The sequence below is a fragment of the Micromonospora sp. 050-3 genome, from assembly GCF_046549335.1.
In the GTDB taxonomy this organism is placed as follows: domain Bacteria; phylum Actinomycetota; class Actinomycetes; order Mycobacteriales; family Micromonosporaceae; genus Micromonospora; species Micromonospora trifolii.
In genome coordinates, this window is the sequence record NZ_JAJPVX010000002.1 from 2744227 (window position 1) to 2770104 (window position 25878).

At 72.3% G+C, this 25878-nt stretch carries 27 protein-coding genes and 1 riboswitch; of the genes, 21 read left to right on the forward strand and 6 right to left on the reverse strand.

Annotated features, from left to right (window positions below):
- The first annotated feature begins 212 nt into the window (after nucleotides 1–212).
- From ACLJOK_RS27690 to ACLJOK_RS27705, 4 genes are all read left to right on the forward strand, one after another.
- Nucleotides 213–2696 carry an ATP-binding protein gene (locus tag ACLJOK_RS27690; RefSeq protein ID WP_410821464.1) on the forward strand — a complete coding sequence of 828 codons (2484 nt, stop codon included), beginning with the start codon at nucleotides 213–215 and terminating at the stop codon, nucleotides 2694–2696.
- 85 nt (nucleotides 2697–2781) lie between these two features.
- Complete coding sequence (def, locus tag ACLJOK_RS27695) at nucleotides 2782–3339, forward strand: peptide deformylase (RefSeq protein WP_410821465.1); 558 nt, start codon at nucleotides 2782–2784, stop codon at nucleotides 3337–3339.
- Nucleotides 3340–3344: 5 nt separating this feature from the next.
- Nucleotides 3345–4271 (forward strand): methionyl-tRNA formyltransferase, encoded by a 927-nt coding sequence (gene fmt / locus ACLJOK_RS27700; RefSeq protein WP_410821466.1) that lies wholly within the window; start codon nucleotides 3345–3347, stop codon nucleotides 4269–4271.
- Entirely contained in the window at nucleotides 4226–5704 is a 1479-nt protein-coding gene (locus ACLJOK_RS27705; RefSeq protein ID WP_410821610.1) for an RsmB/NOP family class I SAM-dependent RNA methyltransferase, read from the forward strand. The genes fmt and ACLJOK_RS27705 overlap by 46 nt, the downstream gene beginning before the upstream one ends.
- A 55-nt stretch (nucleotides 5705–5759) precedes the next feature.
- Here ACLJOK_RS27705 and ACLJOK_RS27710 read toward each other — a convergent pair whose 3' ends face one another.
- Complete coding sequence (locus ACLJOK_RS27710; RefSeq protein WP_410821611.1) at nucleotides 5760–6650, reverse strand: septum formation family protein; 891 nt, start codon at nucleotides 6648–6650, stop codon at nucleotides 5760–5762.
- Nucleotides 6651–6732: 82 nt separating this feature from the next.
- Nucleotides 6733–7623, reverse strand: a complete 891-nt coding sequence (locus ACLJOK_RS27715) for a septum formation family protein (RefSeq protein WP_410821467.1) — start codon at nucleotides 7621–7623, stop codon at nucleotides 6733–6735.
- A 254-nt stretch (nucleotides 7624–7877) separates the two neighbouring features.
- On the opposite strand from ACLJOK_RS27715, the gene rpe reads away from it, so the two are divergent.
- The 7 genes from rpe (at nucleotide 7878) to ribH (ending at nucleotide 14174) form a co-directional block, all read left to right on the forward strand.
- Entirely contained in the window at nucleotides 7878–8558 is a 681-nt protein-coding gene (gene rpe / locus ACLJOK_RS27720) for a ribulose-phosphate 3-epimerase (RefSeq protein WP_238679548.1), read from the forward strand.
- The gene (locus ACLJOK_RS27725; RefSeq protein ID WP_410821468.1) at nucleotides 8452–9516 is read left to right on the forward strand and encodes a response regulator; all 1065 of its coding nucleotides are present in this window, start codon (nucleotides 8452–8454) and stop codon (nucleotides 9514–9516) included. Before rpe ends, ACLJOK_RS27725 begins: the two co-directional genes overlap by 107 nt.
- A 78-nt stretch (nucleotides 9517–9594) precedes the next feature.
- A riboswitch (FMN riboswitch) is annotated at nucleotides 9595–9765 on the forward strand.
- Between the two features lie 167 nt (nucleotides 9766–9932).
- On the forward strand, nucleotides 9933–10994 hold the full coding sequence (gene ribD, locus ACLJOK_RS27730; protein WP_410821469.1) for a bifunctional diaminohydroxyphosphoribosylaminopyrimidine deaminase/5-amino-6-(5-phosphoribosylamino)uracil reductase RibD: 1062 nt from the start codon (nucleotides 9933–9935) through the stop codon (nucleotides 10992–10994).
- A gap of 1 nt (nucleotide 10995) precedes the next feature.
- Nucleotides 10996–11640, forward strand: coding sequence for a riboflavin synthase (locus ACLJOK_RS27735; RefSeq protein WP_410821470.1), 645 nt, complete (start codon nucleotides 10996–10998; stop codon nucleotides 11638–11640).
- Entirely contained in the window at nucleotides 11640–12329 is a 690-nt protein-coding gene (gene pnuC, locus ACLJOK_RS27740) for a nicotinamide riboside transporter PnuC (RefSeq protein ID WP_410821471.1), read from the forward strand. The genes ACLJOK_RS27735 and pnuC overlap by 1 nt, the downstream gene beginning before the upstream one ends.
- 76 nt (nucleotides 12330–12405) lie before the next feature.
- Nucleotides 12406–13671, forward strand: a complete 1266-nt coding sequence (locus ACLJOK_RS27745) for a bifunctional 3,4-dihydroxy-2-butanone-4-phosphate synthase/GTP cyclohydrolase II (RefSeq protein ID WP_410821472.1) — start codon at nucleotides 12406–12408, stop codon at nucleotides 13669–13671.
- Nucleotides 13672–13673: 2 nt separating this feature from the next.
- The gene (gene ribH / locus ACLJOK_RS27750; RefSeq protein WP_410821612.1) at nucleotides 13674–14174 is read left to right on the forward strand and encodes a 6,7-dimethyl-8-ribityllumazine synthase; all 501 of its coding nucleotides are present in this window, start codon (nucleotides 13674–13676) and stop codon (nucleotides 14172–14174) included.
- A gap of 38 nt (nucleotides 14175–14212) precedes the next feature.
- Here the strand turns inward: ribH and ACLJOK_RS27755 are convergent, their stop codons facing one another.
- From ACLJOK_RS27755 to ACLJOK_RS27765, 3 genes are read right to left on the reverse strand one after another with little or no spacing between them, the layout of a single operon-like run.
- Complete coding sequence (locus ACLJOK_RS27755) at nucleotides 14213–14956, reverse strand: amino acid ABC transporter ATP-binding protein (protein ID WP_410821473.1); 744 nt, start codon at nucleotides 14954–14956, stop codon at nucleotides 14213–14215.
- Nucleotides 14957–14959: 3 nt separating this feature from the next.
- Nucleotides 14960–15796, reverse strand: a complete 837-nt coding sequence (locus ACLJOK_RS27760) for an amino acid ABC transporter permease (protein WP_410821613.1) — start codon at nucleotides 15794–15796, stop codon at nucleotides 14960–14962.
- Between the two features lie 5 nt (nucleotides 15797–15801).
- Nucleotides 15802–16665: an ABC transporter substrate-binding protein gene (locus ACLJOK_RS27765; protein WP_410821474.1), complete on the reverse strand. Its 864-nt coding sequence runs from the start codon at nucleotides 16663–16665 to the stop codon at nucleotides 15802–15804.
- 133 nt (nucleotides 16666–16798) lie between these two features.
- Here ACLJOK_RS27765 and ACLJOK_RS27770 point away from each other — a divergent pair, with 133 nt between their 5' ends.
- From ACLJOK_RS27770 to ACLJOK_RS27815, 10 genes are all read left to right on the forward strand, one after another.
- Nucleotides 16799–17062, forward strand: coding sequence for a phosphoribosyl-ATP diphosphatase (locus ACLJOK_RS27770; protein ID WP_030335709.1), 264 nt, complete (start codon nucleotides 16799–16801; stop codon nucleotides 17060–17062).
- 49 nt (nucleotides 17063–17111) lie between these two features.
- On the forward strand, nucleotides 17112–17957 hold the full coding sequence (gene hisG, locus ACLJOK_RS27775; protein ID WP_355500062.1) for an ATP phosphoribosyltransferase: 846 nt from the start codon (nucleotides 17112–17114) through the stop codon (nucleotides 17955–17957).
- Nucleotides 17958–18177: 220 nt separating this feature from the next.
- A complete protein-coding gene (locus tag ACLJOK_RS27780) occupies nucleotides 18178–18651 on the forward strand; it encodes a PH domain-containing protein (protein WP_410821475.1) in 474 nt (157 codons plus the stop codon).
- A 362-nt stretch (nucleotides 18652–19013) separates the two neighbouring features.
- Nucleotides 19014–19658 (forward strand): translation initiation factor IF-3, encoded by a 645-nt coding sequence (gene infC / locus ACLJOK_RS27785; RefSeq protein ID WP_354945706.1) that lies wholly within the window; start codon nucleotides 19014–19016, stop codon nucleotides 19656–19658.
- Between the two features lie 20 nt (nucleotides 19659–19678).
- A complete protein-coding gene (gene rpmI / locus ACLJOK_RS27790; RefSeq protein WP_007458415.1) occupies nucleotides 19679–19873 on the forward strand; it encodes a 50S ribosomal protein L35 in 195 nt (64 codons plus the stop codon).
- Between the two features lie 31 nt (nucleotides 19874–19904).
- Complete coding sequence (gene rplT / locus ACLJOK_RS27795) at nucleotides 19905–20297, forward strand: 50S ribosomal protein L20 (protein ID WP_357765790.1); 393 nt, start codon at nucleotides 19905–19907, stop codon at nucleotides 20295–20297.
- An 83-nt stretch (nucleotides 20298–20380) separates the two neighbouring features.
- The gene (locus ACLJOK_RS27800; protein ID WP_410821476.1) at nucleotides 20381–21178 is read left to right on the forward strand and encodes a TrmH family RNA methyltransferase; all 798 of its coding nucleotides are present in this window, start codon (nucleotides 20381–20383) and stop codon (nucleotides 21176–21178) included.
- 219 nt (nucleotides 21179–21397) lie between these two features.
- Nucleotides 21398–22465, forward strand: coding sequence for a phenylalanine--tRNA ligase subunit alpha (gene pheS / locus ACLJOK_RS27805; protein ID WP_030335722.1), 1068 nt, complete (start codon nucleotides 21398–21400; stop codon nucleotides 22463–22465).
- A gap of 40 nt (nucleotides 22466–22505) precedes the next feature.
- Nucleotides 22506–25052 (forward strand): phenylalanine--tRNA ligase subunit beta, encoded by a 2547-nt coding sequence (pheT, locus tag ACLJOK_RS27810; RefSeq protein WP_410821477.1) that lies wholly within the window; start codon nucleotides 22506–22508, stop codon nucleotides 25050–25052.
- Between the two features lie 27 nt (nucleotides 25053–25079).
- The gene (locus ACLJOK_RS27815; RefSeq protein WP_410821478.1) at nucleotides 25080–25529 is read left to right on the forward strand and encodes a S26 family signal peptidase; all 450 of its coding nucleotides are present in this window, start codon (nucleotides 25080–25082) and stop codon (nucleotides 25527–25529) included.
- Between the two features lie 69 nt (nucleotides 25530–25598).
- On the opposite strand, the gene ACLJOK_RS27820 is transcribed toward ACLJOK_RS27815, so the two are convergent.
- Nucleotides 25599–25814, reverse strand: coding sequence for a hypothetical protein (locus tag ACLJOK_RS27820; protein WP_238679562.1), 216 nt, complete (start codon nucleotides 25812–25814; stop codon nucleotides 25599–25601).
- Nucleotides 25815–25878: the final 64 nt, after the last annotated feature.

The following is a 25878-nucleotide window of genomic DNA, read 5'->3' on the forward strand; positions in this document are numbered from 1 at the left end:
AGCGGGCCGAGCCCGCACCAGGACGGTGGCAGGGGCATCGACGCCACGGGGCGGATCCTGGACGGGGCTGGACACCGCTGGACACCGCCGGACGGAGAGACGGTCCGCAGTGGAACTGTCATACATTGGCAGGCGTCTATCGAGTGGCGCCGACCGCGAATTACCCTGCCCGTGCGTATCCGGGGGGCCGGATTAGCGGGGGTGGGGGTCGCATGTCTGAGCAGTGGGTACCTTCCGGCACTCATCAGACGTCACACGGGTCACCCGAGCTGGCCCGCGCCGCCGCCGAGGCGCAGACACTGCCCGAGTTGGCCGGGTTGCTGCGCCAGCTGCGCCGCCGCGAAGCCCGGCAGCAGGGCGAGACCCTGCTGACGTACCGGCAGTTGGCCGCGAAGACCGGCTGGTCGCGCGGGATCATCGGGGAGTACTTCGCCGGCAACATCCTGCCGCCGCCGGAGCGGTTCGACGCCCTCATCCGGCTGCTCGGGGCCGCCCCCGCCGAACAGGGAGTGCTGGCCACCGCGCGGGACCGGGTCGAGGAGCGACGTCGACGCCCGAACCGCGACCACGCCACCACCGGGCGGGCGGTGGCGCGGGCCAGGGCCGGCGGCCAACGCGCCGGCGCCACATCCCCCCGGTTCCCGATACCCCGCCAACTGCCACCGGCGCTGCCCGGGTTCGTCGGGCGTGCGGCCCAACTCGCCCAGCTCGACACCGAATGCGCTCGCGCCGTGGCGCCCGGGGACGACGGCGTGGCGTCGGTGACCGTCATGACGTTGTCCGGGACGGCCGGGGTCGGCAAGACGACCCTCGCCGTCACCTTCGCGCACCGGGTCGCCGATCGATTTCCGGACGGCCAGCTCTACGTCGACCTGCGCGGGTTCGACGCCACCGGAACGGTGGTGACGGCCGCAGAGGCGGTCCGAGGCTTCCTGGAGGCCCTCGAGGTACCGCCCGAACGCATCCCCACCCACCTGCCCGCGCAGGTGGGCCTCTACCGCAGCCTGCTCGCCGGCCGCCGGATGCTGGTGCTGCTGGACAACGCCCGCGACACCGACCAGATCCGGCCCCTGCTGGTCGGCAGCCCGAACTGCCTGGTCCTGGTGACCAGCCGCAACCGGCTCGCCGGCCTGATCGCCGCCGAAGGAGCTCGGCCGATCGGCGTCGACCTGCTCAGCACCGCCGAGGCCTGGCAATTGTTGGCCCGGCGGCTCGGCGCGGACCGGTTGGCGGCCGAGCCGCAGGCGGTGGACGAGATCATCGAGCGGTGCGCGCGGCTGCCGCTGGCGCTGGCCGTGCTCGCCGCGAGAGGTGCGGAGAAGCCAACGTTCCCGCTGGCCACCCTCGCGGCCGAACTGCGGGCGGCACCGCGACCACTCGACTCGTTCGACGGAGGGGACGCCGGCACCGACGTGCAGGCCGTCTTCTCCTGGTCCTACCGGAGTCTGACCCCGGCGGCGGCCCGCCTGTTCCGGCTCTTCGGCTGCCATCCCGGACCGGACATCGGGTTCGCCGCGGCGGCCAGTCTGGCCGGGCTGCCCCGGGCCCAGGTGCCCCGCCTGCTGGCCGAGCTGGCCCACGCGCACCTCGTCACCGAGCGCACCCCCGGCCGGTTCGGCGCCCACGACCTGCTCCGGGCGTACGCGGCCGAGCAGGTCGAACGTCTCGAACCGGAGCAGGCTCGGCGGGCCGCGATCCGGCGTGGGCTGGACCACTACCTGCACACCGCGCACGCGGCGGCGCTGCTGCTGCAACCGGGTCGGGACCCGGTCACCCTCACTGCCGCCGCACCGGGTGTGCTGCCCGAGGAGATCGCCGACCTCGGTCAGGCGCTCGCCTGGTTCAGCGTCGAGTATCCGGTGCTGCTGGCGGCGGTCGCCCACGCGAGGCGGGCCGGGTTCGACGGCCACGCGTGGCAGCTGGCCTGGACACTGGTGGACTTCCTGCAACGCCGGGGGCGGTGGCCGGACCTGGCCGTGGCCCAGCGGAACGCCCTGGCCGGGGCACAGCAGGCCAGTGACCGACCAGGGCAGGCGAACGCCCACCGCGACCTCGCCCGGGTGCTGTCCCGGCTGGGCCGGGTGAACGAGGCGGCGAGGAACTACCGGCAAGCCCTGGTGATCTTCGCGGAGCTGGGTGACCACACCGGGCAGGCGCGCACCCACCGGGCGTTCGGCGCGATGCTCGACGGGCTCGGCCGGCACACCGAGTCGCTGGAACAGAGCGAGCGGGCCCTGGCGCTGTACCGCGCCGCCGGACACGTCGCCGGGGAGGCCAGCGCCCGCAACGCTGTGGGGTGGGCGTACGCCCAGCTCGGCCGGTATGAGCCGGCGCTCGGGCACTGCCGGGAGGCGTTGGCGCTGCTGCGGACGACAGGCGACCGGCACGGTGAGGCGAACACCTGGGACAGCCTCGGCTTCATCCACGCCCGGCTGGCCGACCACCGGGCGGCGATCCGCTGTTTCCAGCGGGCCCTCGGGCTCTACCGGCGGGTCAGCGACCGCTACGACGAGGCGGACACCCTGTCCCGGCTCGGCGAGAGCCGGAAGGCGGTGGGGGACGTGGCCGGCGCCGCGCGTACCTGGCGACGGGCCCTGGGCATCCTCGAGGATCTCGGCCACCCGGACGCCGAGCGGGTGCGGGAGCTGTTGGTCGGGGAGCTCGCCGGTGACGCTGGGCACACCGGCGGTGGTTGAGCGAGGTGCGCCGCCCGGCGCCCGGCCGGGCACTCCGTAGACTGGTACGGCACCGCTCGTCCACCCGAAGAAGGAGCCGTCCCGCGTGACCGTCCAGCCCATCCGTCTGTTTGGGGATCCGGTGCTGCGCACGCCGGCCGATCCGGTGGTCAACTTCGACGCCGAGCTACGTCGGCTCGTCGCCGACCTCACCGACACGATGCGTGAGCAGAACGGCGCCGGCCTGGCCGCGCCGCAGCTCGGTGTGAGCCTGCGGGTGTTCACCTTCGACGTCGACGACGTCCTCGGGCACCTGATCAACCCGGTGTTGGAGTTCCCCGACGAGGAGGAGCAGGACGGCCCGGAGGGCTGCCTGTCCATCCCCGGGCTCTACTTCGACACCAAGCGTCGGCAGAACGTCGTCGCAAAGGGCTTCAGCTCGTTCGGTGACCCGATGCAGATCGTCGGCAGCGGCCTGATGGCGCGCTGCGTGCAGCACGAGACCGACCACCTCGACGGTGTGCTCTTCCTGGACCGACTGGACCCGGAGGGGCGCAAGGAAGCCATGAAGGCGATCCGCCAGGCCGAGTGGTACGACGGCGCGGCCCCGCCCACTGTCAAGCTCAGCCCGCACATCAGCGACCCCTTCGGTCTGGGGCGCTGACCCGGATGCGCGTGATCTTCGCCGGTACGCCGGCTGTCGCCGTCCCCGCCCTGGCCGCCGTCGCCGCCTCCCGACACGAGCTGGTGGCCGTGGTCACTCGGCCCGACGCGCCCGCCGGTCGCGGACGGGGTCTGTCCCGCTCCCCGGTCGGCGCGTGGGCCGACGAGCACGGCGTCGAGGTGCTCACGCCGGCCCGCCCCCGTGACCCGGAGTTCCTCGACCGGCTGCGCGAGCTGGAGCCGGCCTGCGTGCCGGTCGTCGCCTACGGCGCGCTGGTGCCGCCGGCGGCTCTGGAGATCCCCCAGCACGGCTGGATCAACCTGCACTTCTCCCTGCTGCCCGCGTGGCGTGGCGCCGCACCCGTGCAGCACGCCGTGCTGCACGGTGACGAGCTGACCGGGGCCAGCGTCTTCCAGCTGGAGGAAGGCCTGGACACCGGCCCGGTCTACGGCACGCTGACCGACGAGATCCGCGCCACCGACACCTCCGGCGACCTGCTGGGGCGGCTCGCCGATTCCGGCGCCGGGCTGCTGGTGGCGGTGCTCGACGCGATCGCCGACGGCACCGCCCGCGCCGAGCCGCAGCCGGCCGACGGGGTGTCGCTGGCGCCGAAGCTGACAGTGGACGACGCGCGGGTGCGCTGGACCGACCCGGCCTTCGCCGTGGACCGGCGGATCCGGGCCTGCACGCCCGCGCCGGGCGGCTGGACCACGTTCCGCGACGAGCGGGTGAAGCTCGGCCCGGTCGTCCCGGTGCCCGACGGCCCCGAGCTCAAGCCGGGGGAGTTGCTGGTGGAGAAGTCCCGGGTACTGGCCGGCACGGCGACAGTGCCGGTACGTCTTGGCGAGGTCCGCGCCGCGGGCAAGCGGGCGATGGGCGCGACCGACTGGGCGCGCGGCGTCCGGGTCGGCACTGGAGAGGACTTCGCGTGACGGCACCGGAGGGAACCCGACCGACGCGCTCCGGCCCGTCGACCGGCCGTGGCGGGGATCGCCGCCCGGTCCGACCGCCGCTGGACCGACCGCGCCGCGCCGCGTACGAGGCGGTGGCGGCGGTGCACCGGGACGACGCGTTCGCCAACCTGGTGCTGCCCATCATCCTGCGGGAGGAGGGGCTGTTCGGCCGTGACGCGGCCTTCGCCACCGAGCTGACCTACGGCACCCTGCGCCACCTGGGCACGTTGGACGCGATCCTGACCGACGCGGCCGGCCGGGACGTGGCCCGGATCGACCCGCCGGTACGCGACGCGCTGCGGCTCGGGGCGTACCAACTGCTGCACACCCGCGTGCCGGCGCACGCCGCGGTCTCGTCGACTGTGGACCTGGTTCGTTCGGTCGCACCGGGCGCTACCGGTTTCGCCAACGCGGTGCTGCGCGAGGTGTCCAGCCGTGACGCGGACGCCTGGGTGGCGAAGCTCGCCCCACCGATGGAGACCGACCCGGTCGGGCACCTCGCCCTGGCGTACAGCCACCCGCAGTGGATCGTGCGGGCCTTCTCCGAGGCGCTCGGCGGCGATCTGGGTGAGACGGAGCGCCTCCTGATCGAGGACAATGAGCGCCCGCCGGTGCACCTGTGTGCCCGGCCCGGCTTGATCGACCCGGTCGAGCTGGCCGACCAGGTCGGCGGCGCGCCCGGTGCCTTCTCGCCGTACGCCGTCTACCTGTCCGGCGGGTCACCGGGCGACATCCCGGCAGTGGTCGACGGCCGGGCCCACGTCCAGGACGAGGGCTCCCAGTTGGTGGCCACCGCGCTCGCCGACGCGCCGCTGGACGGCCCGGACGGGCGTTGGCTGGACCTGTGCGCCGGCCCGGGCGGCAAGGCCGGGTTGCTCGGCGCGCTGGCCGCGCAGCGGGGTGCCCGGGTGACAGCGGTGGAGGTCGCCGAGCATCGCGCCCGGCTGGTCTCCCTGGCGACCCGGGACCTGCCGGTGGCCGTGCTGACCATGGACGGCCGCGAGGTCGGCGGCGACCCGAAGCTGCCGGAGCAGCACTTCGACCGGGTGCTGGTCGACGCGCCGTGTACCGGTCTGGGCTCGCTGCGTCGTCGGCCGGAGTCGCGTTGGCGTCGCCAACCGTCCGACCTGCCGCCGCTGACCCGGCTGCAACGGGAGCTACTCGGCGCGGCGCTGCGGGCGGTCCGCCCGGGTGGCCTGGTCGCCTATGTCACCTGTTCGCCGCACACCGTCGAGACGCACGTGACGGTGACCGAGGCGGCCCGCCGTAGCGGGGTCGCTGTCGACTTCGTGGACGCCCGCCCGCTGCTGCCGGCCGGCATGCCCGGTCTCGGCGACGGGCCGACCGTGCAGCTCTGGCCACACCGCCACGGCACCGACGCGATGTTCCTCGCCGTCCTGCGCCGAGGCTGACCCGTTCCACGCGTCCGGCCGGTCGGTGACCCGGCTGGCCGGACGCGGTGACGCTCTAGGTGACCGGAAGACCCTTGGTGCCGGCGTTCTTCATCGAGCGGGTCAGGTTCCGGTCGGAGATCCAGAGGAAGCACTGCACGCCCCGGTTCCCGTTGCGCCACTCCTCCTCGTACGGCTGGTAGTAGATCGTGCCGGCGCGGAAGTCGAGCTGGGAGTTGTCCGGAACCTTGGCGTACTTGGCGATCATCGTCTGGCAGGCCCGGTGGGTCCGCTTGGTGCTGCGGGTGAACTCGGCGTAGCTGGTGTCCGGCGCCTGCCAGACGCCGACGAACTCGGCGTGGTGCTTGGCGGTGCAGGAGACCGGTGCCATCTCGTCGATGTCGTCCTTGACCATCTTCGGGTTGAAGCAGCGGTACGCCAGCGGGGCCGCTCCGGACAGCGCGCCCCGGAGGCTGCCGGTGCGCAGGTCGACAGCGGTGTCGTCGATGCTGGCGATCTCGGTGACGTCGCAGCGGTACCAGCGGGCCCCGCCCGACCAGGCCTGCGGCGACGGCAGCACGACGGTCAGGCCGAGCCGCCCGGAACGCCAGTCGGCTCCCACCGCCTTGTTGACCGCCGTGTCGCACCCGGTCTGCGCGGCCCGCATGCCGGCCGAGCCGGGCTGCGGGGGCGTGCCGCCCTCGGCGCCCGGGCCGGTGAGGGTGCCGACGTGCATGGTCTCCACCCGGTGCGCCTCGGTGCACGCCGTCGGGTTGTAGCCGGTCAGGAAGCCGACCTGCTGGGAGCTCTGGTGGCAGACGTCGGCAGCGGGGACGAACTGCTGCGCCGCGACGGGCGCCGGCCAGTCGTCGATGAGGTCACTGTCGACTCCGGCGGGTGCGCCGCACCCGGCCAGCGCCAGGGCCAACGCCCCACCCCCGGCGAACGCCGCCAACCACCGTCGCATCCCGACCTCCCGCCGCTGCTGGCCCCCGACCGGACCCAGCCGGTCGATAGCGCCACGGCGCAGCAGCATACGGCAACGATGCTCAGATCGCGGGCAGTCCCTCGGGGCCCGCGCCGCGCATCGAGCGGGTGAGTTTGCGGTCGTCGCTCCACAGGAAACAGCGCACCCCACGGTCGCCCTCCTCCCACTCCCGCTGCGACGGTGGGTAGTAGATGGACCCGGCCCGGTACGGCAGCTCGCTGTTGTTGGGCACCGCCGCGTACTCGGCGATCAGCGCCATGCAGCGCCGGTGGGCCTGCTCGGCGGACTTGGCGAACTCCGCCCAGCTCATGTCCCGCTCCTCGTAGACGCCCACGAACTCGGCGCGGTGCGGCTCGGTGCAGAGCACCGGCGCCATGTAGTTGAGGTTGTCGCCGATCAGCTTGGGGTCGAAGCAGCGGTGCGTCAGGGGCGTGTCGCCGATCAACGCGCCGCGCAGGCTGCCGGTGCGGTTCACCGCACGGGTGTTGTCGATGCTGCCGGTCTCGCTGAGGTCGCAACGGAACCAGCGGGCGCCGCCGGCCCACGCGGGCGCGGACGGCAACGCGAGGGACAGCGCGAGTCGGGCCGTGTGCCAGTCGCCGCCGAGCACCTCCCGGGCCCGCTGGTCGCACTCGGCGCGCGCCGTACGCAGCGCCGACGATCCGGGTTCCGGTCGGGCTTCGGTCAGCGCGTCCGGCCCGACGAAGGTGCCGACGTGGATGGTCTCGGCCAGGTGGTTACGCGCGCAGTCCACCGTCTCGTACGTGCTGGCCTGCACGACAGTGGCGATCCGCGGCAGGCAGGTATCGGTGGCGGGGGTGAACGGCTTCGGAATCCGCAGCGTCGGCCAGTCGTCGGTGAGGTCACCGTCCGCGCCCCGCGCCGGCGCGCAGCCGGCCAGCAGCATCGTCGTGACGCTGGCCAGCACCAGCGCTGGAAGCCACCGTCGCATCGTCCGCCCTCCCGGGAGCTGGCGGCCGGTCGCCGCGCCCCGCGGCGAGACCCCGGCGGGCGTGCAGCCTATGGCACCGTCCCGGTTGGAGTGTCGTCGCGTTTCCGTCGATCGGCCAGTGGCTGATGTCTGTTCGTCCGGATTCGGAGGTCCGGAGCGTCCAATTCTGCACCAATGGTCACTGCTGGGTCACAGCGCGTCCCCAAAGGTGCCGCGATGCGGGTGGCGGGTGGCCACGTTCGTACACTGGCCCCGTGACCGTACCGCCGCCGATCGTCGCGCCGAGCATCCTGGCCGCCGATTTCGCCCGCCTCGCCGAAGAGGTCCGTGCCGTCGAGGACGCCGCGGACTGGTTGCACGTCGACGTGATGGACAACCACTTCGTGCCGAACCTGACCATTGGGCTGCCCGTGGTGCAGAGCCTGCGGGCTGTCACGGCGATGCCCTTCGACGTGCACCTGATGATCGAGGACCCGCGCCGGTGGGCCCCCGGGTACGCCGACGCCGGGGCGTACAACGTCACCTTCCACGCGGAGGCGTCCGACGACCCGGTGGCGCTTGCCAAGGACCTGCGTTCGGCAGGTGCGAAGGCGGGCCTGGCCATCGACCGGGACACCCCGATCGAGCCCTACCTGGACCTGCTGCCCAGCTTCGACACCCTGCTGATCATGACGATCAAGGCGGGCTTCGGTGGGCAGCGGTTCATTCCGCAGCTGCTGGAGAAGGTGCGGACGGCCCGGCAGCACGTGTCGGCCGGGCACCTGGAGCTGCGCATCGAGGTGGACGGCGGGATCGCCGCCGACACCATCGAGCAGGCAGCCGCGGCGGGTGCCGACGCGTTCGTGGCCGGCACCGCCGTGTACGGGGCCGCCGACCCGGCGGAGGCGGTACGGCACCTGCGGGCACTGGCGGAGCGCGCGGCGCCCGGGGCCTGAGGTGGAGCCCGAGGCCGACCGCAAGGACATCATTCTTGTCGTGGACGACGACGAGGACATCGCTCGGTTCGTCGAGTTCAACCTGCGGCTGCACGGCTTCGAGGTGATCCACGCCAGCGACGGCCAGGAGGCCCTGGAGATCATCGAGCGCCAGCGGCCGGACCTGGCCGTGGTCGACCTCATGATGCCCCGGATCGACGGGCTGGAGCTGACCCGCCGGTTGCGCGCCGACCCGATGACCTCCGCCCTTCCGGTGATCATGCTGACGGCCAAGGGGATGACCGTCGACAAGGTGCACGGGCTCAGTGCCGGCGCGGACGACTACCTGGTCAAGCCGTTCGACACCGCCGAGCTGGTGGCCCGGGTCTCGTCCACGCTGCGCCGCAACAAGGAGTTCCGAGAGGTCTCCCCGCTGACCGGGCTGCCCGGCAACAGCCGGATCCGTCGGGAGATCAGCGACCGTGTCCGAAACGGCGTGGACTACGCCGTCGGCTACGTCGACATCGACCGGTTCAAGAGCGTCAACGACCGGTACGGCTTCGTGCGCGGCGACGACTTCATCTCCGCGCTGGCCCGCAGCCTGCACCGGGCGGTGGTGGGCGTCGGGCTGCCACCGGCCTTCCTCGGTCACGTCGGCGGCGACGACTTCGTCATCGTCTGCGCCCCGGACCAGGTGCGCCCACTGACGTCCCGGGCGGTCGTCGACTTCGAGAACGCCGCCGACACGCTCTACGACCCGACCGACCGGGAGCGCGGCTTCGTCGAGTTGAAGGATCGACGCGGCAACGTCCGGCGTGCGGCCCTGGTCACGCTCTCCATCGGGGTGTCCCTCTCCGACGCCGGCAAGCGCTTCACCGACCCGCTCGAAGCGATAGCGGTGGCCTCGGAGATGAAGACGGTGGCCAAGAGTCAACCGGGCTCGTACGTGGCGGTGGACCGGCGTCGCGGCGTCACCTGAGCGTGATACCGCTGTGAAGTAGCTCGCCTAGGTGGCGGCAGAGCCGGATCGGCGTGTAAGACTTCCCGTGTACCCACCACGCGCTGGCGGGACTCGGTGAAATTCCGAACCGGCGGTGATCCACGGTCCAACCGTGGTCAGCCCGCGACCCGGACGGCTCTGCTGTCCGGTGGACCTGGTGAAAATCCGGGGCCGACGGTTGGGGGCGGTTCGTCCGCGCCCAGACAGTCCGGATGGGAGACAGCGCGCGGGACGGACGGGTCCGAGCCGGCCGCTGGCTTCAGCGTGCCGTGCCGACCCCCCGGGGGCGGCTGTGCCGTTCCCGGAATCCGCCACCGCCTGCCCGTGGCCCCATGGCCACCGCCTCCCTGACCGCCCGCGCGCGGATCGGCGAGTGAGAGGGCAGGGGCAGCGCGATGGCCAGCGTCTCCGTTGATGAGGCGATGCGGCGTGCGATCGAGTTGGCAGCGCGCGGGCTCGGCACCACCAGCCCCAACCCGGTGGTCGGGTGCGTGCTCCTCGACGAGGACGGCGAGGTCGTGGGCGAGGGTTTCCACGCGTACGCCGGGGGGCCGCACGCCGAGATCGTCGCCCTGGCGCAGGCCGGGCGGCGGGCCAAGGGCGGCACCGCCGTCGTCACTCTGGAACCCTGCGATCACACCGGCCGCACCGGCCCCTGTAGTTCCGCGCTCGTCCAGGCCGGGGTCGGCCGGGTCGTCATTGCCGTACCCGACCCCAACCCGGTCGCTTCCGGTGGCGCCGCCACCTTGCGCGCCGCCGGGGTCCGGGTCGATCTGGGGGTACGCGGCGAGGAGGCCGAGGCCGGCAACGTCGCGTGGCTGACGTCGATGCGCCGGGGCTGGCCGTACGTGATCTGGAAGTACGCCGCCACGCTCGACGGGCGCTCCGCCGCGACGGACGGCACCAGCATGTGGATCACCTCGGAGGCGGCCCGGATCGACGTGCACGCGCTGCGCGGCACTGTCGACGCGGTCCTCGCCGGGGTGGGCACCGTCCTCGCCGACGACCCCCGGTTGACCGCCCGCAACCTGCGCGACGGCAGCCTGGCCATCCGGCAGCCGCTGCGGGTGGTGGTGGACAGCTCGGGGCGTACCCCGGCTGACGCCAAGGTCCGCGACGGCGCTGCACGCACGTGGATCGCGACCGCCGACGAGGTCGGCGCCGACCCGGACGGCCGGGTCGACCTGTCGGCGCTGCTCGCGGCGCTGCACCAGCGCGAGGTCCGCGCGGTGCTGCTGGAGGGCGGCCCCCGGCTGGCCGGCGCGTTCCTGAAGGCCGGCCTGGTCGACAAGATCGTCGGGTACGTCGCGCCGCGGTTGCTCGGCGCCGGCCCGACCGCTCTGGTCGACGCGGGAGTGACCACCATCGCCGAGGCCATCGATCTGGAGTTCGTCGACGTTACGCAGATCGGTCCGGATCTCCGGATCACCGCTTTGCCCCGCAAACGGGAGGGCTGACATGTTCACTGGCATTATCGAGGAATTGGGCGAGATCGTCCGGGTAGCACCGACGGCAGGCGATTCGGCGCTGCTGGGCGTACGTGGCCCACTGGTCACGTCCGACGCCCGGCACGGCGACTCGATCGCCGTCAACGGTGTCTGCCTGACCGTCGTGGAGGTGGCCGACGGGGTCTTCACCGCCGACGTGATGGGGGAGACGCTGCGCCGCTCCGCGCTGGGCGCGCTGCGCCCCGGCGACCCGGTCAACCTGGAGCGGGCCGCCGCGCTCGGTAGCCGCCTCGGCGGGCACCTGGTGCAGGGCCACGTCGACGGCGTCGGTGAACTGGTCTCCCGGGAGCCGGCCGAGCAGTGGGAAACCGTCCGGTTCCGGCTGCCCGCCGCCCTGGCGCGGTACGTGGTGGAGAAGGGCTCGATCACCATCGACGGTGTCTCGTTGACAGTGGCCTCCGTCGGCGCGGACGAGTTCGCCGTCGGGCTGATCCCGACCACGCTCAAGCTGACCACGCTCGGCGCGAAGGGCGTCGGCGACCCGGTCAACCTGGAGGTCGACGTGCTGGCCAAGTACGTCGAGCGGCTGCTCGGCGACCGGCTCACCGACGCCGACGCCAGCGGGGCGGCCGCGCACCCGGGCGGGGTGGCCTGATGGGCCCGCTCAGCTGGCTGCTGGACGCCCAGGTGCAGGTCGCCGGCTCGCCGGTGCTGGCCCGGGAGATCGTCGGCAACGCGTTCGGGCTGGTCTCGGCGCTGCTCGGGCTGCGCCGACTGGTCTGGGCGTGGCCGGTCGGCATGATCGGCAACGCGCTGCTCCTCACCGTCTTCCTCGGCGGGGTGTTCGCCACTCCGCAGGAGCACGACCTGTACGGGCAGGCCGGCCGGCAGGTGTTCTTCTTCGCTGTCAGCGTCTACGGCTGGTGGCGCTGGCGGCGCAACCGTCGCGCCGACGCCGGGCAGGCAGCTGTCGTGCCGCGCTGGGCCACCGGACGGGAGCGACTGATGCTGCTGGTGGTTGCCGTCATCGGCACCGCCGCGGCGTACCCGCTGCTCAAGGCCCTGGGCTCGTGGGGCCCGCTGCCCGACGCCTGGATCCTCACCGGCAGCCTGCTGGCCACGTACGGCATGGCCCGCGGCTGGGTGGAGTTCTGGCTGCTCTGGATCGCTGTCGACGCGGTCGGCGTGCCGCTGCTGCTGCACGGGGGGTTCTACCCGTCGGCCGTCATGTACCTGATCTACGGCGCCCTTTGCGTCTGGGGCTTCGCCGCCTGGTGGCGCACCTCGCGCGCCACCCGACCGGCGACCGTCCGTACGCCTATCTACACGGAGGCTGTCGCATGAGCGAGCGCAGCGAGCGAATCAGAAGGTACAGCGCCGTGGTGGGTCACGACGCCATGGAACGAAGTGGAGTGGCGGCGTGACCAGCTTTGGGGATATTGAGCAGGCGATCGCGGACATCGCGGCCGGCCGGCCGGTCGTCGTTGTCGACGACGCCGACCGGGAGAACGAGGGCGACCTGATCTTCGCGGCCGAGTTGGCCACGCCGGAGCTGATGGCGTTCATGGTGCGCTACACCTCCGGCTACGTCTGCGTGGCGCTGACCGAGAGCGAAGCCGATCGGCTCGACCTGCCGCCGATGCACCACACCAACCAGGACCGGCGCGGCACCGCGTACACGGTGACGGTGGACGCCCGCGAGGGGGTCAGCACCGGCATCTCGGCGGCCGACCGCGCGCACACCAGCCGGTTGCTCGCCGGCGCCGCGACCGACCCGACGGATCTGGCCCGCCCCGGGCACGTGGTGCCGCTGCGCGCTCGCGAGGGCGGCGTGCTGCGTCGGCCGGGGCACACCGAGGCGGGGATCGACCTGACCCGGCTGGCCGGGCTGCGCCCCGCCGGCGTGCTCTGCGAGCTGGTCAACGACGACGGCACCATGATGCGCCTGCCGGACCTGGAGAAGTTCTGCGCCGAGCACGGCCTCACGCTGGTCACCATCGCCGACCTGGTCGCCTACCGGCGGCGTACCGAGAAGCAGGTCGAGCTGGTCGCCGACGCCCGGATGCCGACGCGGCACGGGGTGTTCCGGGCGCTCGGCTACCGCGCCGAGCACGACCCGGCCGAACATGTCGCGATGGTGCTGGGTGACCTCGGTGACGGCCAGGACGTGCTGGTCCGGGTGCACTCCGAGTGCCTGACCGGGGACGTGTTCGGCTCGCTGCGCTGCGACTGTGGGCCGCAGCTGGAGGCCGCGCTGGCTCGGGTCGGGCAGGAGGGCCGGGGCGTGGTGCTCTACGTCCGTGGGCACGAGGGGCGCGGCATCGGGTTGCTGCACAAGCTGCAGGCGTACCAGTTGCAGGACCTGGGCCGCGACACCGTCGACGCCAACCTCGACCTGGGCCTGCCGGCCGACGCCCGCGACTACGGCACCGGCGCGCAGATCCTCTACGACCTGGGCGTGCGGTCGATGCGGCTGCTGACCAACAACCCGGCCAAGCGGGCCGGGCTGGAGGGGTACGGGTTGACCATCACCGGCCGCGAGGGACTGCCGGTCGGCGCTCACCCGGAGAACATGCGCTACCTGCGCACCAAGCGGGACCGGATGGGTCACCTGCTGGACGAGTTGGACGAGGTGTCCGAGGCGCCGCTGGGGCGTCCGGTCGCCAACGACGAGATCGGAGCATGACGATGGCGGGTTTCGGTGAGCCGGGAGTCGAGGCGGTCGACGCCGCGGGGCTGACCGTCGGGGTCGTTGCCGCCCGCTGGCACGGCGAGCTGACCGACCACATGCTGGAGCGTGCGGTGGCCGCCGCCGAGGCGTGCGGCGCGCGCGCCGTGGTCGCCCGGGTCGCCGGCTCGGTCGAGCTGCCGGTGGTCGCGCAGGCGCTCGCCCGCCGCTGCGACGTGGTGGTCGCCCTCGGCGTGGTGGTCCGTGGATCCACCGCCCATTTCGACTACGTGTGCCGTTCGGTCACCGACGGGCTGACCCGGGTGGCGCTGGACGAGGGCAAGCCGGTGGCGCACGGGGTGTTGACAGTGGAGACCATCGAGCAGGCCCGCGACCGCGCCGGTCTGCCCGGCTCGGCGGAGGACAAGGGCTGGTCCGCCACCGTGGCGGCGCTCGACGCGGCGCTGGCCGTGCGGACGGTGGCGGCGGGCAACGCCCAGCGGGTCGGCTTCGGCGGCTGACGCCTCTGCCGCCTTCGGTCGGCTCTGAAGGCGGGCCCTCAGAGCCGACCGGCCTCGATGATGCGGCGCAGGAACTGCCGGGTACGAGGCTGGGTCGGCTCGCCGAGCACCTGCTCGGGCGGGCCGCTCTCGACGACCCGCCCGGCGTCGAGGAAGCACACCTCGTCGGCGACCTCCCGGGCGAAGCCCATCTCGTGGGTGGCCAGCACCATTGTCATGCCGTCGGCCTTCAGGTCGCGAATCATCGCCAGGACCTCGCCGACCAGCTCCGGGTCGAGCGCGGAGGTGACCTCGTCGAGCAGCATCAGTCGAGGTGAGTTGGCCAGCGCCCGGACGATCGCCACCCGCTGCTGCTGCCCGCCGGAGAGCCGGTCCGGGTAGGCGTCCGCCTTGGCGCCGAGGCCCACCCGGTCGAGCAGCTCCCGGGCCTGCGCCTCGGCCTCCGCCCGGCCCCGCCGGTGTACGCGGCGCGGCGCGAGGGTGATGTTGTCCAGCACGCTCAGGTGGGGAAAGAGGTTGTACGCCTGGAACACCATGCCGATCCGCCGCCGGACCCGGTCCGGGTCCACCCGGGGATCGGAGATGTCCTCCCCGTCCAACTCGATGGTGCCGTCGTCGAGTTCGTCCAGCAGGTTGACGCAGCGCAGCAGTGTCGATTTGCCGGACCCGGACGCGCCGATCAGGGCCACCACCTGATGCTCGGCGACGGTCAGATCGAGGTGGTCGAGCACGGCGTGCCCGCCGAACTCCTTGCGCAGCCCTCGACAGCGCAACAACGCCATGGCTCAGCCTCCCGACTGTCGGCGGGCCGAGCGCAGCGTCACCCAGTCGGTGACCGCGATCAGCGGGATCGCGAGCAGCACGAAGAGCACCCCCGCCACGACGTACGGCGTGTAGTTGAACGTCTGGGCGGTGGCGATCTGCGCGGCGCGGACCGCGTCGATCGGCCCGGCCAGCGACACCAGCCCGACGTCCTTCTGCAACGCCACCACGTCGTTGAGCAGGGGTGGCGCCACCCGGCGGACGGCCTGCGGCAGGACCACGTGCCGCATCGTCTGCCGGTAGGTCAGGCCCAACGAGCGGGCCGCGGCGAGTTGGCTGGAGTGCACCGACTCGATGCCGGCCCGGAACACCTCGGCGAGGTAGCCGCCGTAGGTGAGGACCAACGCGATCCCACCCAGCACCAGCACCGGCGGCATGCCCTGCAACCGCAGCCCCGGCACGCCGAGGGTGAGCAGGTACAACACGATGATCAGCGGTAGGCCGCGGAAGGTGTAGGTGTAGCCGGCGGCCAGCGCGCGGACCGGGAAGAAGACCGGCCCGCGCAGCGTCCGCAGCACGGCGATCACCAGCCCGAGCAGCAGCGCGCCGACCGCACAGCAGACCAGCAGTCGTACGTTGAGCCAGAGCCCGCTCAGCACCGTCGGCAGCGCGTCGCGGGCGATCTGCGGATCCAGGAACGACCGCCGGACCCGGTCCCAGCCCGGCGCGCCGGTCACCGCGATCACCAGCAGCGTGCCGAGCGCCGCCGTCGAGGACGCCGCGACGAGCACGCTGTAGATGGTCTGCCGACGCCGGTACGCCGACCGCCGCAGCTGCGCCTCCGACGGCGCGTGATCCAGGAGCGTCACCGCAGCTCGGCCGCCCCCGCCACCTGGGCGAGCCACTTCTGCTCCAGCTCCTTCAGCGTGCCCGCCGCGGTGAGCTGACCGACCGCCCCGCTCACGCAGGAGGTCAGTGGGGAGTTCTTGTCCAGCAGCAACCCGAACGCCTCGGGCGTACCGACCTGCGGCACCTGCCCGACGATCGTCGCGTCGGTGATCTCCGCGCCGGTGATGTAGAAGGCAGTCGGAAGATCCACCACCAGACCGTCCAACTGCCCGTTCTGGAGGGCCTTCTTGGCGTCGTCGTTGCTGTTGTAGACCTGCGGCTTGGCGGCCGGCTTGATCACGTCGGTGATCGCCTGGTAGCTGGTGGTGCCGACCTGCGCGCCGAGCCGAGCGTCCCGCAACTCGGCCAGCGACTTGCGGCCGGCGATCTTCGAGGACTTCAACGCGATGACGGTCTGCCGCACCAGGTAGTACGGCGCGGAGAAGTCGACCGCCTGCTTGCGCTCGTCGGTGATGGAGAACTGGTTGATGTCGAAGTCGAAGTCCTTCGGCCCCGGCGCGATGGCGGTGTCGAACTTGACCCGGGTCCAGGTGACGTCGGCGCGGGCGTAGCCGAGCTTCTCGGCCACCGCGTACGCGACGGCGGATTCGAAGCCCTCGCCGCTGTCCGGCTTGTCCTTGGCGAACCACGGCTCGTACGCGGGCTGGTCGGTGGCGATTGTCAGCTTGCCCGGCGTACGCGTGGGCAGGCTGTCCTTGGCGCAGGACTGTGCTGCGGTGACAGTGGGGGTGGGTTTCTCGACCTGTGGCGCGCATCCGGCGGTGGCTACGACGACGGCGCCGGCGAAGGTGAGCGCGAGGAGACGTGAGCTGCTGGCCATGGCGGACAGCGTAGAGCTCCATGGGCATCGATCGACAATTGTCCCACCATGTTGGTAGGGAATTGTCCGCTTGCTGGATTTTGGCGGACCCGGACGTGGGGTGTCGTCCGGGTGGCTGGAAGAATCGTTCCCCGTGAAGACGTTCGAGGAGTTGTTCGCCGAGCTGCAGGCCAAGGCCGCCGCCGGCACCCCGGGCTCGGGCACCGTCGCCGCGCTGGACAAGGGCGTGCACTTCATCGGCAAGAAGGTCGTCGAGGAGGCGGCCGAGTCGTGGATGGCCGCCGAGCATGAGGGGCCGGAGCGCACCGCCGAGGAGATCTCCCAGCTGCTCTACCAGGTCCAGGTGCTGATGCTCGCCAGCGGTCTCGAGCTCAAGGACGTCTACCGACATCTGTGAGTGCCCCCACCCCTGTTGATCGCCAACCGGATCGAAGGAGCACTCCGTCATGTTGCGTGTCGCCATTCCCAACAAGGGCACCCTGGCCGAGCCGGCCGCCCAGATGCTGCGCGAGGCGGGCTACCGCCAGCGCACCGACCCCAAGGACCTCGTCTGCCGGGACGAGGCCAACGACGTCGAATTCTTCTACCTGCGCCCGAAGGACATCGCCACCTACGTCGGCTCCGGTGACCTCGACCTCGGGATCACCGGCCGGGACCTGCTGATCGACTCGGCCGCGCCGGCCGAGGAGGTCGTCGACCTCGCCTTCGGCCAGGCCACCTTCCGCTTCGCCGCCCGCCCCGACGACATCGCCTCCGTGCAGGAGTTGGGTGGTCACCGGATCGCCACCGCGTACCCGGGGCTGGTCGAGCGGCACCTCGGCGAGGTGGGCGTCAAGGCCGACGTGATCCGCCTCGACGGCGCCGTGGAGAACGCCGTACGCCTCGGCGTCGCCGACGTGATCGCGGACGTGGTGGAGACCGGCGCGACCCTGCGCCAGGCGGGCCTGGTGGTCTTCGGCGAGCCGCTGCTGCGCTCGTCGGCGGTGCTGGTCCGGCGCGCCGGCGCGCCCGCGCAGCCGCAGGCCGAGCAGTTGCTGCGCCGCCTGCACGGTGTGCTGGTGGCCCGCCGCTACGTGATGCTCGCCTACGACGTGCCGGCCGGTCTGCTGGACCGGGCCAGCGGGCTCACCCCGGGCATCGAGTCGCCCACAGTGTCGCCGTTGCACCGCGAGGGCTGGGTGGCGGTGCAGGCGATGGTGCTCCGCGACGACGTGCACCGCATCATGGACGAGCTGTACGAGCTGGGCGCCCGCGCCATCCTCGTCACCAACATCCACGCCTGTCGCCTCTGACCGTTTGGTCCGGAGCGCAACCCGGCGCTTGATCAACTCGGGTTCACTGAAACGGGGGTGTTCGCGCGCCAGGGACGCCCCCGTTTCATGAATCCCGAGTGGATCTGTCGCGCCGACGCGGGTGGAGGCCCGGCGGCCGCGCCCGCACCGGGAAGGGTTCGGGGTGGTGGCTCGGCGGGTGGTGCGTTTGATGGGCGAGTGTGGGTGGCAGACTGGTGGGGTGAGTGAAACCGAACTGGTCCGCCTGAAGCCCCGCCGCATCCGCGTGGTCTGCTGGTCGGCGGCGGCCGCCCTGGTGGTGGTGTTCGGTCTGGTCGCTACCTCGCTGAGTGGCCCGACCGGCGATGGTTACGGCAGCTTCCAGCGCGGCGACCAGATCGCCATGATCGGCCTGGGCATCTTCGGGGCGCTGGGCTTCCTGTTGTTCACCCGTCCCCGGGTGGAGGCGGACGCACGGAGCATCCGGGTGCGTAACGTCATCAGCTCCTACGAGCTGCCCTGGGAGGTTGTCCGGGGCGTCCGCTTCGACCGGGGCGCGCCGTGGGCCAGCCTGGAGCTGCACGACGACGACATACTGCCGATGGTCGCGTTGCAGGCCGCCGACAAGGAGCTGGCCGTCGACGGGGTCCGCGCGCTGCGCCGGCTGCACGAGGCCCACCAGGTCCGCCTCGCCGAGCGCGCCGTCGGCCGCTGACCGGCCGAACCGCGGCCGGCCACGTGACTGGCCGCAGGTCGTGCCCGGTTTGGGGGTGGCCGGGGCGCCGGTGTAGTGTTATCGAGTCGACCAGGCTGTCTCCGCATGCGAGCAGACAGCCTTGAAAGTGGGGCGCCTGCTCCCACCCGAGTCACCGCTACGGTGTCCGGGTCCGGTCACCGGTTCCGGGCATGTCCCGGCGCCGGATGCGCGATCCTTGTGATCGTGCTGCTGACCGGTCGAGCGGGCCCTGGCATATGCCGGGGCCTTCTGCTTTTCGGGTCGGTTCCCTCCTGGGAGCCGCAGGGGTCGGCGACAGAGCAGAAACGACTCGAGGAGGCCCCATCAGCGTCGAACCACGCGTGAACGAGCAGATCCGGGCACGTGAGGTCCGACTGGTCGGCCCAGAGGGTGAGCAGGTGGGCATCGTCCCGCTGGAGCGCGCTCTTCAGCTGGCTGCGGACGTCGATCTGGACCTGGTCGAGGTTGCGCCGATGGCGCGCCCGCCGGTGTGCAAGCTCATGGACTTCGGCAAGTTCAAGTATGAGAGCGCACTCAAGGCGCGCGAAGCGCGGCGTAATCAGCAGCAGACCGTCATCAAGGAAATGAAGCTTCGGCCGAAGATCGACCCGCACGACTACGAGACCAAAAAGGGTCACGTGGTGCGGTTCCTCAAGGCGGGCGACAAGGTCAAGGTGACGATCATGTTCCGCGGTCGCGAGCAGAGTCGTCCGGAGCTGGGTTACCGGCTCCTGCGCCGGCTCGAATCCGAGATCACGGAACTGGGATACGTCGAGGCCGCTCCGAAGCAGGACGGCCGAAACATGATTATGGTTCTCGCCCCGCATCGGGCCGTCAAGGCCTCCGCAGTCGCCGCTACGGCGTCTCGCGGCGGACCTCGGGACCGGGCGGACGAGTCCGCTCCGGCAGCCGATGAGACCGCGGCGGTCGGCGAGACCGCAGCAGCCGGTGACACCGGCCTCGCCGCCGACACCAGCGGCGAGTAACAGGGGAGAAGACGTTCCACATGCCGAAGATGAAGAGCCACACGGGTATGGGTAAGCGGGTCAAGGTGACCGGCAAGGGCAAGATCGTTGCCCAGCAGGCCGGCCTCCGCCACAACCTGGAGAAGAAGCCCTCCACCCAGACCCGCCGGCTGACCGGCACGGTCGTGCTGGCCAAGGCCGACGTCAAGCGCATCAAGAAGCTGCTCGGCCGCTGACGCGCGCCACCTTACGTAATTAGGAGTTGAGATGGCACGCGTCAAGCGGGCTGTAAACGCCCAGAAGAAGCGTCGTACCCTGCTGGAGTCCGCGAGTGGTTACCGCGGTCAGCGCTCCCGCCTGTACCGCAAGGCCAAGGAGCAGGTGCTGCACTCGATGCAGTACGCCTACCGGGACCGTCGCGACCGCAAGGGCGACTTCCGGCAGCTGTGGATTCAGCGGATCAACGCGGGCGCCCGGGCCAACGGGATGACCTACAACCGTATGATCCAGGGCCTGCGTCTGGCCGGCATCGAGGTCGACCGCAAGATCCTGGCCGACATGGCTGTCAACGACGCCGCCTCTTTCGCGGCGATCGTCGAGCTGGCCCGGGCCGCGGTCACGGCCGAGGGCACCGGCGGCGCGGCGGCTCAGGCCGCCTGATCCCCACGCACCAGAACGAGGCGTCTCCCGTGTCGGCACCGCCGTCCGGGGGGCGCCTCAATCGTGCCGGAGGAACGCACATCATGGCTTTCACCCCGCGTACACCCAGGGTTGTCGCCGCCCGCCGCCTGCAACGCCGCCGGGACCGCGACGCCACCGGCCGTTTCCTGGCCGAGGGCCCGCAGGCGGTCCGCGAGGCCCTCGCGCGGCCGGAGGTGGTCACCGAACTTTTCGGTACGCCCACCGCCCTCGACAGGTATCCGGAGTTGGCCGCCACGGCGGCCCGCGCCGACGTGCCGGTCTCCGAGGTGACCGACGACGCCCTCGCGGCGCTGACCGAGACCGTCGCCCCACAGGGGTTGGTCGCCGTCTGCCGGCACCTGGACGTCTCACTGGAGCAGGCCCTCGCGGGTGCGCCCCGGCTGGTGGCGGTGCTCGCCGAGATCCGTGACCCGGGCAACGCCGGCACGGTGCTGCGCACCGCCGACGCGGCCGGTGCGGGTGCGGTGATCTTCGCCGGAGACGCCGTCGACCCGTACAACGGCAAGTGTGTGCGGGCCTCGGCCGGCAGCCTCTTCCACGTCGACGTGGTGCGCGCCCCCGACCCGGTCGCGGTCATCGACGCGCTGCGCGCCGCCGGGCTGTCGATCTTCGCCACCACCGGGTACGGCGACAACGACCTGGACGACCTGACCGACTACGGTCGGCTCGTCGGGCCCACCGCCTGGCTGTTCGGCTCGGAGGCGCACGGGCTGCCCGAGGAGCTGACCGCCGCCGCCGACACCACGGTGCGGGTGCCGCTGTACGGGCGCGCGGAGAGCCTTAACCTGGCTGCCGCCGCCGCGGTCTGCCTGTACGCTTCAGCGAGAGCGCAGCGCTGAGGGTGATTGCCTCCGGCGCGACTGACAGCAGGGGAGAGCGTCCGTCCATGAACGCGACACGGCGTTCGTTTAGCCAGCCCGCCGGTGTCGGCGGGCGGCGGGCCTGACCTGCTCCCTGCGCAACTCCTACCGGCGGGCTGCGGCACAGCCGCGCGTCCGTAGACTCGCCTAGCCGCCCCGGTGAGGGCTGGCGCCGCCGTGAGGGAGTGCCCGTACGCCATGAGCTACCGCAACGATCCGTACGACCCGAAGCAGGTCGCCCTGCTCGACCCCGCCGCCCTGGCCGAGGCCGTCGCGGACGCCACGAAGGCGTTCGAGGCCGCCGCCGACCCGGACGCGCTGACCGCGCTGCGCTCGGTGCACCTGGGTGACCGGTCACCGGTCTCCCTCGCGCGTCGGGAGATCGGTGCGCTGCCGCCGGCCGCGAAGTCCGACGCCGGCAAGCGGGTCAACGAGGCCCGCCGGGCGATCGAGTCCGCGTACGCCGAGCGCGCCGAGGTGGTGGAGCGCGAGCAGGCCGAGCGGGTGCTGGTCGAGGAGCGGGTGGACGTCACCCTGCCCTACGACAGGCGTCCGCGCGGCGCCCGGCACCCGCTGAGCACCCTGATGGAGTCGATCAGCGACCTCTTCGTCGGGATGGGCTACGAGGTGGCCGAGGGGCCCGAGGTCGACCTGGAGTGGGTCAACTTCGACGCGTTGAACATCCCCGCCGACCACCCGGCGCGCGGGTTGATGGACACCTTCCACATCGCACCGGAGGGCTCCGGCCTGGTGCTGCGGACGCACACCTCGACGGTGCAGACCCGCACGATGCTCAGCCGCAAGCCGCCGATCTACGTGATCGTGCCGGGCCGCGTCTACCGCACCGACGAGATCGACGCCACCCACAGCCCGGTGTTCCACCAGGCCGAGGGCCTGGTGGTCGACAAGGGCATCACGATGGCGCACCTGCGGGGCACGCTGGACCACTTCGCCCGGGCGATGTTCGGCCCGGAGGCGAAGACCCGGTGGCGGCCGCACTACTTCCCGTTCACCGAGCCGTCGGCCGAGTTCGACGTGTGGTTCCCGGAGCACCGGGACGGCCCACAGTGGGTCGAGTGGGGTGGCTGCGGCATGGTCAACCCCCGGGTGCTGCGCGCCTGCGGCGTCGACCCGGAGGTCTACTCCGGATTCGCCTTCGGCATGGGCATCGACCGGACCCTGATGGTCCGGCACGGGGTCAGCGACATCCGCCATCTCTTCGAGGGCGACGTGCGGTTCAGCCGCGCGCTCGGGACCGGGGCGTAGGCGATGCGGGTACGAGACACGGGAACGGTGGTCTGAAGTCATGCGAGTTTCTGTCAGTTGGCTGCGGGAGTACGTCGACCTTCCCGCCGACCTGCCCGCCGGTGACCTGGAGCAGGCCCTGGTCGACCTCGGCATCGAGGTCGAGTCCGTGGTGGACCTGGCCGAGACCGTCACCGGCCAACTGGTTGTCGGTGAGGTCCGCGAGATCGAGGAGCTCACCGGCTTCAAGAAGCCGATCCGGTTCTGCCGGGTCGACGTGGGTGCCGCCAACGGCACCGGCGAGCCGCAGGAGATCGTCTGCGGGGCCCGAAACTTCGCACCGGGTGACCGGGTGGTGGTGATCCTGCCCGGCGGCGTACTGCCCGGCGGCTTCGCCATCGGCGCCCGCAAGACGTACGGGCACAACTCGGCGGGCATGATCTGCTCGGCCAAGGAGCTGGGCCTCGGCGACGACCACTCCGGCATCATCGTGCTGGGGCCGGACGTCACGGCCAAGCCGGGCGACGACGCGCGCCCGGTCGTCGGCCTCGACGACGTCGTGCTCGATCTGGAGATCACCCCCGACCGGGGGTACGCGCTGAGCCTGCGCGGCCTGGCCCGGGAGCTGTCGCACGCGTTCGACGTGCCGCTGCGCGACCCGGCCCTCGCGCCGGCCCCGGGCGGCACCGAGACGCCCGCGTACCCGGTGGACGTTCGCGACACTGTCGGCTGCGACCGGTTCACGGCCCGGCTGGTCCGCGGGGTCGACCCGACCGCGCCCACACCGTCCTGGATGCAGCAGCGGCTCGTCACCGCCGGCATCCGCAGCATCTCGCTGCCCGTCGACATCACCAACTACGTGATGCTGGAGCTGGGCCAGCCGATGCACGCCTTCGACGCCGACCGGATCGCCGGGCCGCTGGTGGTCCGGCGCGCCGACGCGGGGGAGAAGCTGACCACCCTCGACGGGGTCAACCGGGTGCTCACCGCCGACGACATGGTGATCTGCGACGACAGTGGTCCGATCTCCCTCGCTGCGGTGATGGGCGGCGAGACCAGCGAGGTCGTCGCCGGCACCACCACAGTGCTCTTCGAGGCGGCGCACTGGGACCCGGCGATGGTCGGGCGTACCGCCCGCCGGCACAAGCTTTTCAGCGAGGCCGCGAAGCGCTGGGAGCGGGGCGTCGACCCGGCCGTCGCGCTGGTCGCGTTGGAGCGTGCCGTGCGGCTGCTCACCGAGCACGGCGGTGGCACGCCGGGCGCGGAGATCCTGGACATCGACCACGTCCGGCCGCGTACCCCGATCAGCCTTCCGGCGGACCTGCCGACCCGGCGGGTCGGCGTCGAGTACCCGCCGGCGCGGGTGGTCGCCCTGCTGGAGCGGGTCGGCTGCACTGTCGCGCAGGGCGCGGACCGGTTGTCCGAGGACCCAGGCGCGGTCGGCGTGGCCAGCGGCGTCGGGACGGTGCTGAGCGTCACCCCGCCGACCTGGCGGCCCGACCTGACCGACCCGGCCGACCTGGTCGAGGAGGTCGTCCGCCTCGACGGGTACGACCGGGTGCCGTCGGTGCTGCCCACCGCGCCTCCGGGCCGCGGTCTGACCCCGCGACAGCGTCGCCGCCGGGCCGTCGCCGACTCGCTGGCCGAGCGGGGGTACGTGTCCGTGCTCGCGCACCCGTTCGTGTCGCCGGAGCTGGCCGACCAGCTCGGCCTGCCGGCCGACGACCCGCGCCGGCCCGCGGTGCGGCTGGCCAACCCCCTGTCCGAGGAAGAGCCGCTGCTGCGCACCACGCTGCTCGGCCCGCTGCTCGGCACCCTCAAGCGCAACCTCGGCCGGGGTCACCGCGACCTCGCCCTCTACGAGATCGGTGCGGTCTTCCACCCGCGCGTCGGCGCCGGCAGCCCGCCGGCGATGGGCGTGGACCGTCGTCCCACCGACGCGGAGTTCGCGGCCGCCGACGCTGTGGTGCCGGCGCAGCCGGTGCACGTCGCGGTGGTGCTCTCCGGTGACCTGGACCCGGCCGGCTGGTGGGGTGCGGGTCGACCGGCCGGCTGGGCGGACGCGATCGAGGCGGCCCGTGACGTGCTGGCCGCCGCCGGGATCCCCGACGAGCGGGTCGAGGTGCGCGCCGCCGAGTACGCCCCGTGGCACCCGGGTCGCTGCGCCGAGCTGCGGGTCGACGGCTCGGTCGTCGGGCACGCCGGCGAGCTGCACCCGGTGGTGGTCGCGGCGTTGGAGCTGCCCCGCCGCACCTGCGCGATGGAGCTGAACCTCGACGCGCTGCCGTCGACCCCGGTGACGTCCGCGCCGACGGTCTCCGGCTTCCCGCCGGCGCTGATCGACGTGGCGTTGGTGGTGGACGAGTCGGTGCCGGCGGAGCAGGTGCGCCGGGCGCTGGAGGCGGGCGCCGGTGAGCTGCTGGAGGACGTGCGACTGTTCGACGTGTACTCCGGCGCGCAGCTCGGCGCCGGACGCCGCTCGCTGGCGTACAAGCTCACCTTCCGGGCACCGGACCGGACGCTCACCGTCGAGGAGGCGGTCGCGGCACGGGACACGGCGGTCGCCGTCGCGGCGGAGCGCCTCGGCGCCACCCTGCGCGGCGCCTGAGCAATGCCGCTGCTGGGATGGCTCGCGATGGCCGCCGTACTCGCGGTGGCCACCGCCGGCCTGCTCTGGGCCCGCCGGCACCTGCTGCTGGTCGCGGTGGTGGGGCGCAGCATGGAACCGACGCTGCGCTCCGGTGACCGGGTGCTGGCCCGACGGGTGCCGTTGGCCCGGGTGCGGCCCGGCGACGTGGTCGTGGTGGTGGCCCCGGCCAGGATGACCGCCGGGCGTCCCACCCGCCCCGACGCTGCGGGCAACCCCGGTCTGCTGATCAAGCGGGCCTACGCGGTGCCGGGTGACCCGGTGCCGGTGGACCGGGTGCCGCTGCTGCGCCAGGGCGGCGAGCGGAACGTGCCGGCCGGCCGACTGGTGGTGCTCGGCGACAACCCGTCCCAGAGCTACGACTCCCGCGAGTGCGGCTACATCGCCGAGCCGGATCTGCTCGGGGTGGTGGTACGACCGCGACTGCCCGCGAACTGACCGCCGGAGCGGTGTCACACAGGACGGTGTGCCGTCCGGCCCAGGGCCGGACGGCACACCGTCACCGCCTCAGCAGAGAGCGGACATCGTGCTCGCGCCCGCGCTGCAGTAGTAACCGCAGCTTCCGCAGGTCGTCTTGCAGCCAAGGTTCGTGCTACAGCGCTTGAAGTAGCACGTCCCACAGAGCGCGCAGTACGGGTCCGGCGGACAGCCGGCAGCTGCCGTCACCTTGGGTACGAACACGCCGAGCATCCGCTCGCCCAGGTTCTCCAGTCGACGGAACATTCGTTCACCTCCCCTCGATGCTGATCGTTGCCGGGACGCTACGGCGGCCCGATACACCGCCGGT

Coding starts and splice junctions, on each gene's coding strand:
- ACLJOK_RS27815 (WP_410821478.1), top strand. CDS start 25,080: ATGGCCGCCGTACTCGCGGTGGCCACCGCCGGCCTGCTCTGGGCCCGC.
- ACLJOK_RS27690 (WP_410821464.1), top strand. CDS start 213: ATGTCTGAGCAGTGGGTACCTTCCGGCACTCATCAGACGTCACACGGG.
- pnuC (WP_410821471.1), top strand. CDS start 11,640: ATGGGCCCGCTCAGCTGGCTGCTGGACGCCCAGGTGCAGGTCGCCGGC.
- pheS (WP_030335722.1), top strand. CDS start 21,398: ATGAGCTACCGCAACGATCCGTACGACCCGAAGCAGGTCGCCCTGCTC.
- rpmI (WP_007458415.1), top strand. CDS start 19,679: ATGCCGAAGATGAAGAGCCACACGGGTATGGGTAAGCGGGTCAAGGTG.
- rplT (WP_357765790.1), top strand. CDS start 19,905: ATGGCACGCGTCAAGCGGGCTGTAAACGCCCAGAAGAAGCGTCGTACC.
- ribD (WP_410821469.1), top strand. CDS start 9,933: ATGGCCAGCGTCTCCGTTGATGAGGCGATGCGGCGTGCGATCGAGTTG.
- ACLJOK_RS27800 (WP_410821476.1), top strand. CDS start 20,381: ATGGCTTTCACCCCGCGTACACCCAGGGTTGTCGCCGCCCGCCGCCTG.
- ribH (WP_410821612.1), top strand. CDS start 13,674: ATGGCGGGTTTCGGTGAGCCGGGAGTCGAGGCGGTCGACGCCGCGGGG.
- ACLJOK_RS27755 (WP_410821473.1), bottom strand. CDS start 14,956: ATGGCGTTGTTGCGCTGTCGAGGGCTGCGCAAGGAGTTCGGCGGGCAC.
- ACLJOK_RS27735 (WP_410821470.1), top strand. CDS start 10,996: ATGTTCACTGGCATTATCGAGGAATTGGGCGAGATCGTCCGGGTAGCA.
- hisG (WP_355500062.1), top strand. CDS start 17,112: ATGTTGCGTGTCGCCATTCCCAACAAGGGCACCCTGGCCGAGCCGGCC.
- ACLJOK_RS27715 (WP_410821467.1), bottom strand. CDS start 7,623: ATGCGACGGTGGCTTCCAGCGCTGGTGCTGGCCAGCGTCACGACGATG.
- fmt (WP_410821466.1), top strand. CDS start 3,345: ATGCGCGTGATCTTCGCCGGTACGCCGGCTGTCGCCGTCCCCGCCCTG.
- ACLJOK_RS27765 (WP_410821474.1), bottom strand. CDS start 16,665: ATGGCCAGCAGCTCACGTCTCCTCGCGCTCACCTTCGCCGGCGCCGTC.
- ACLJOK_RS27820 (WP_238679562.1), bottom strand. CDS start 25,814: ATGTTCCGTCGACTGGAGAACCTGGGCGAGCGGATGCTCGGCGTGTTC.
- pheT (WP_410821477.1), top strand. CDS start 22,506: ATGCGAGTTTCTGTCAGTTGGCTGCGGGAGTACGTCGACCTTCCCGCC.
- ACLJOK_RS27710 (WP_410821611.1), bottom strand. CDS start 6,650: ATGCGACGGTGGTTGGCGGCGTTCGCCGGGGGTGGGGCGTTGGCCCTG.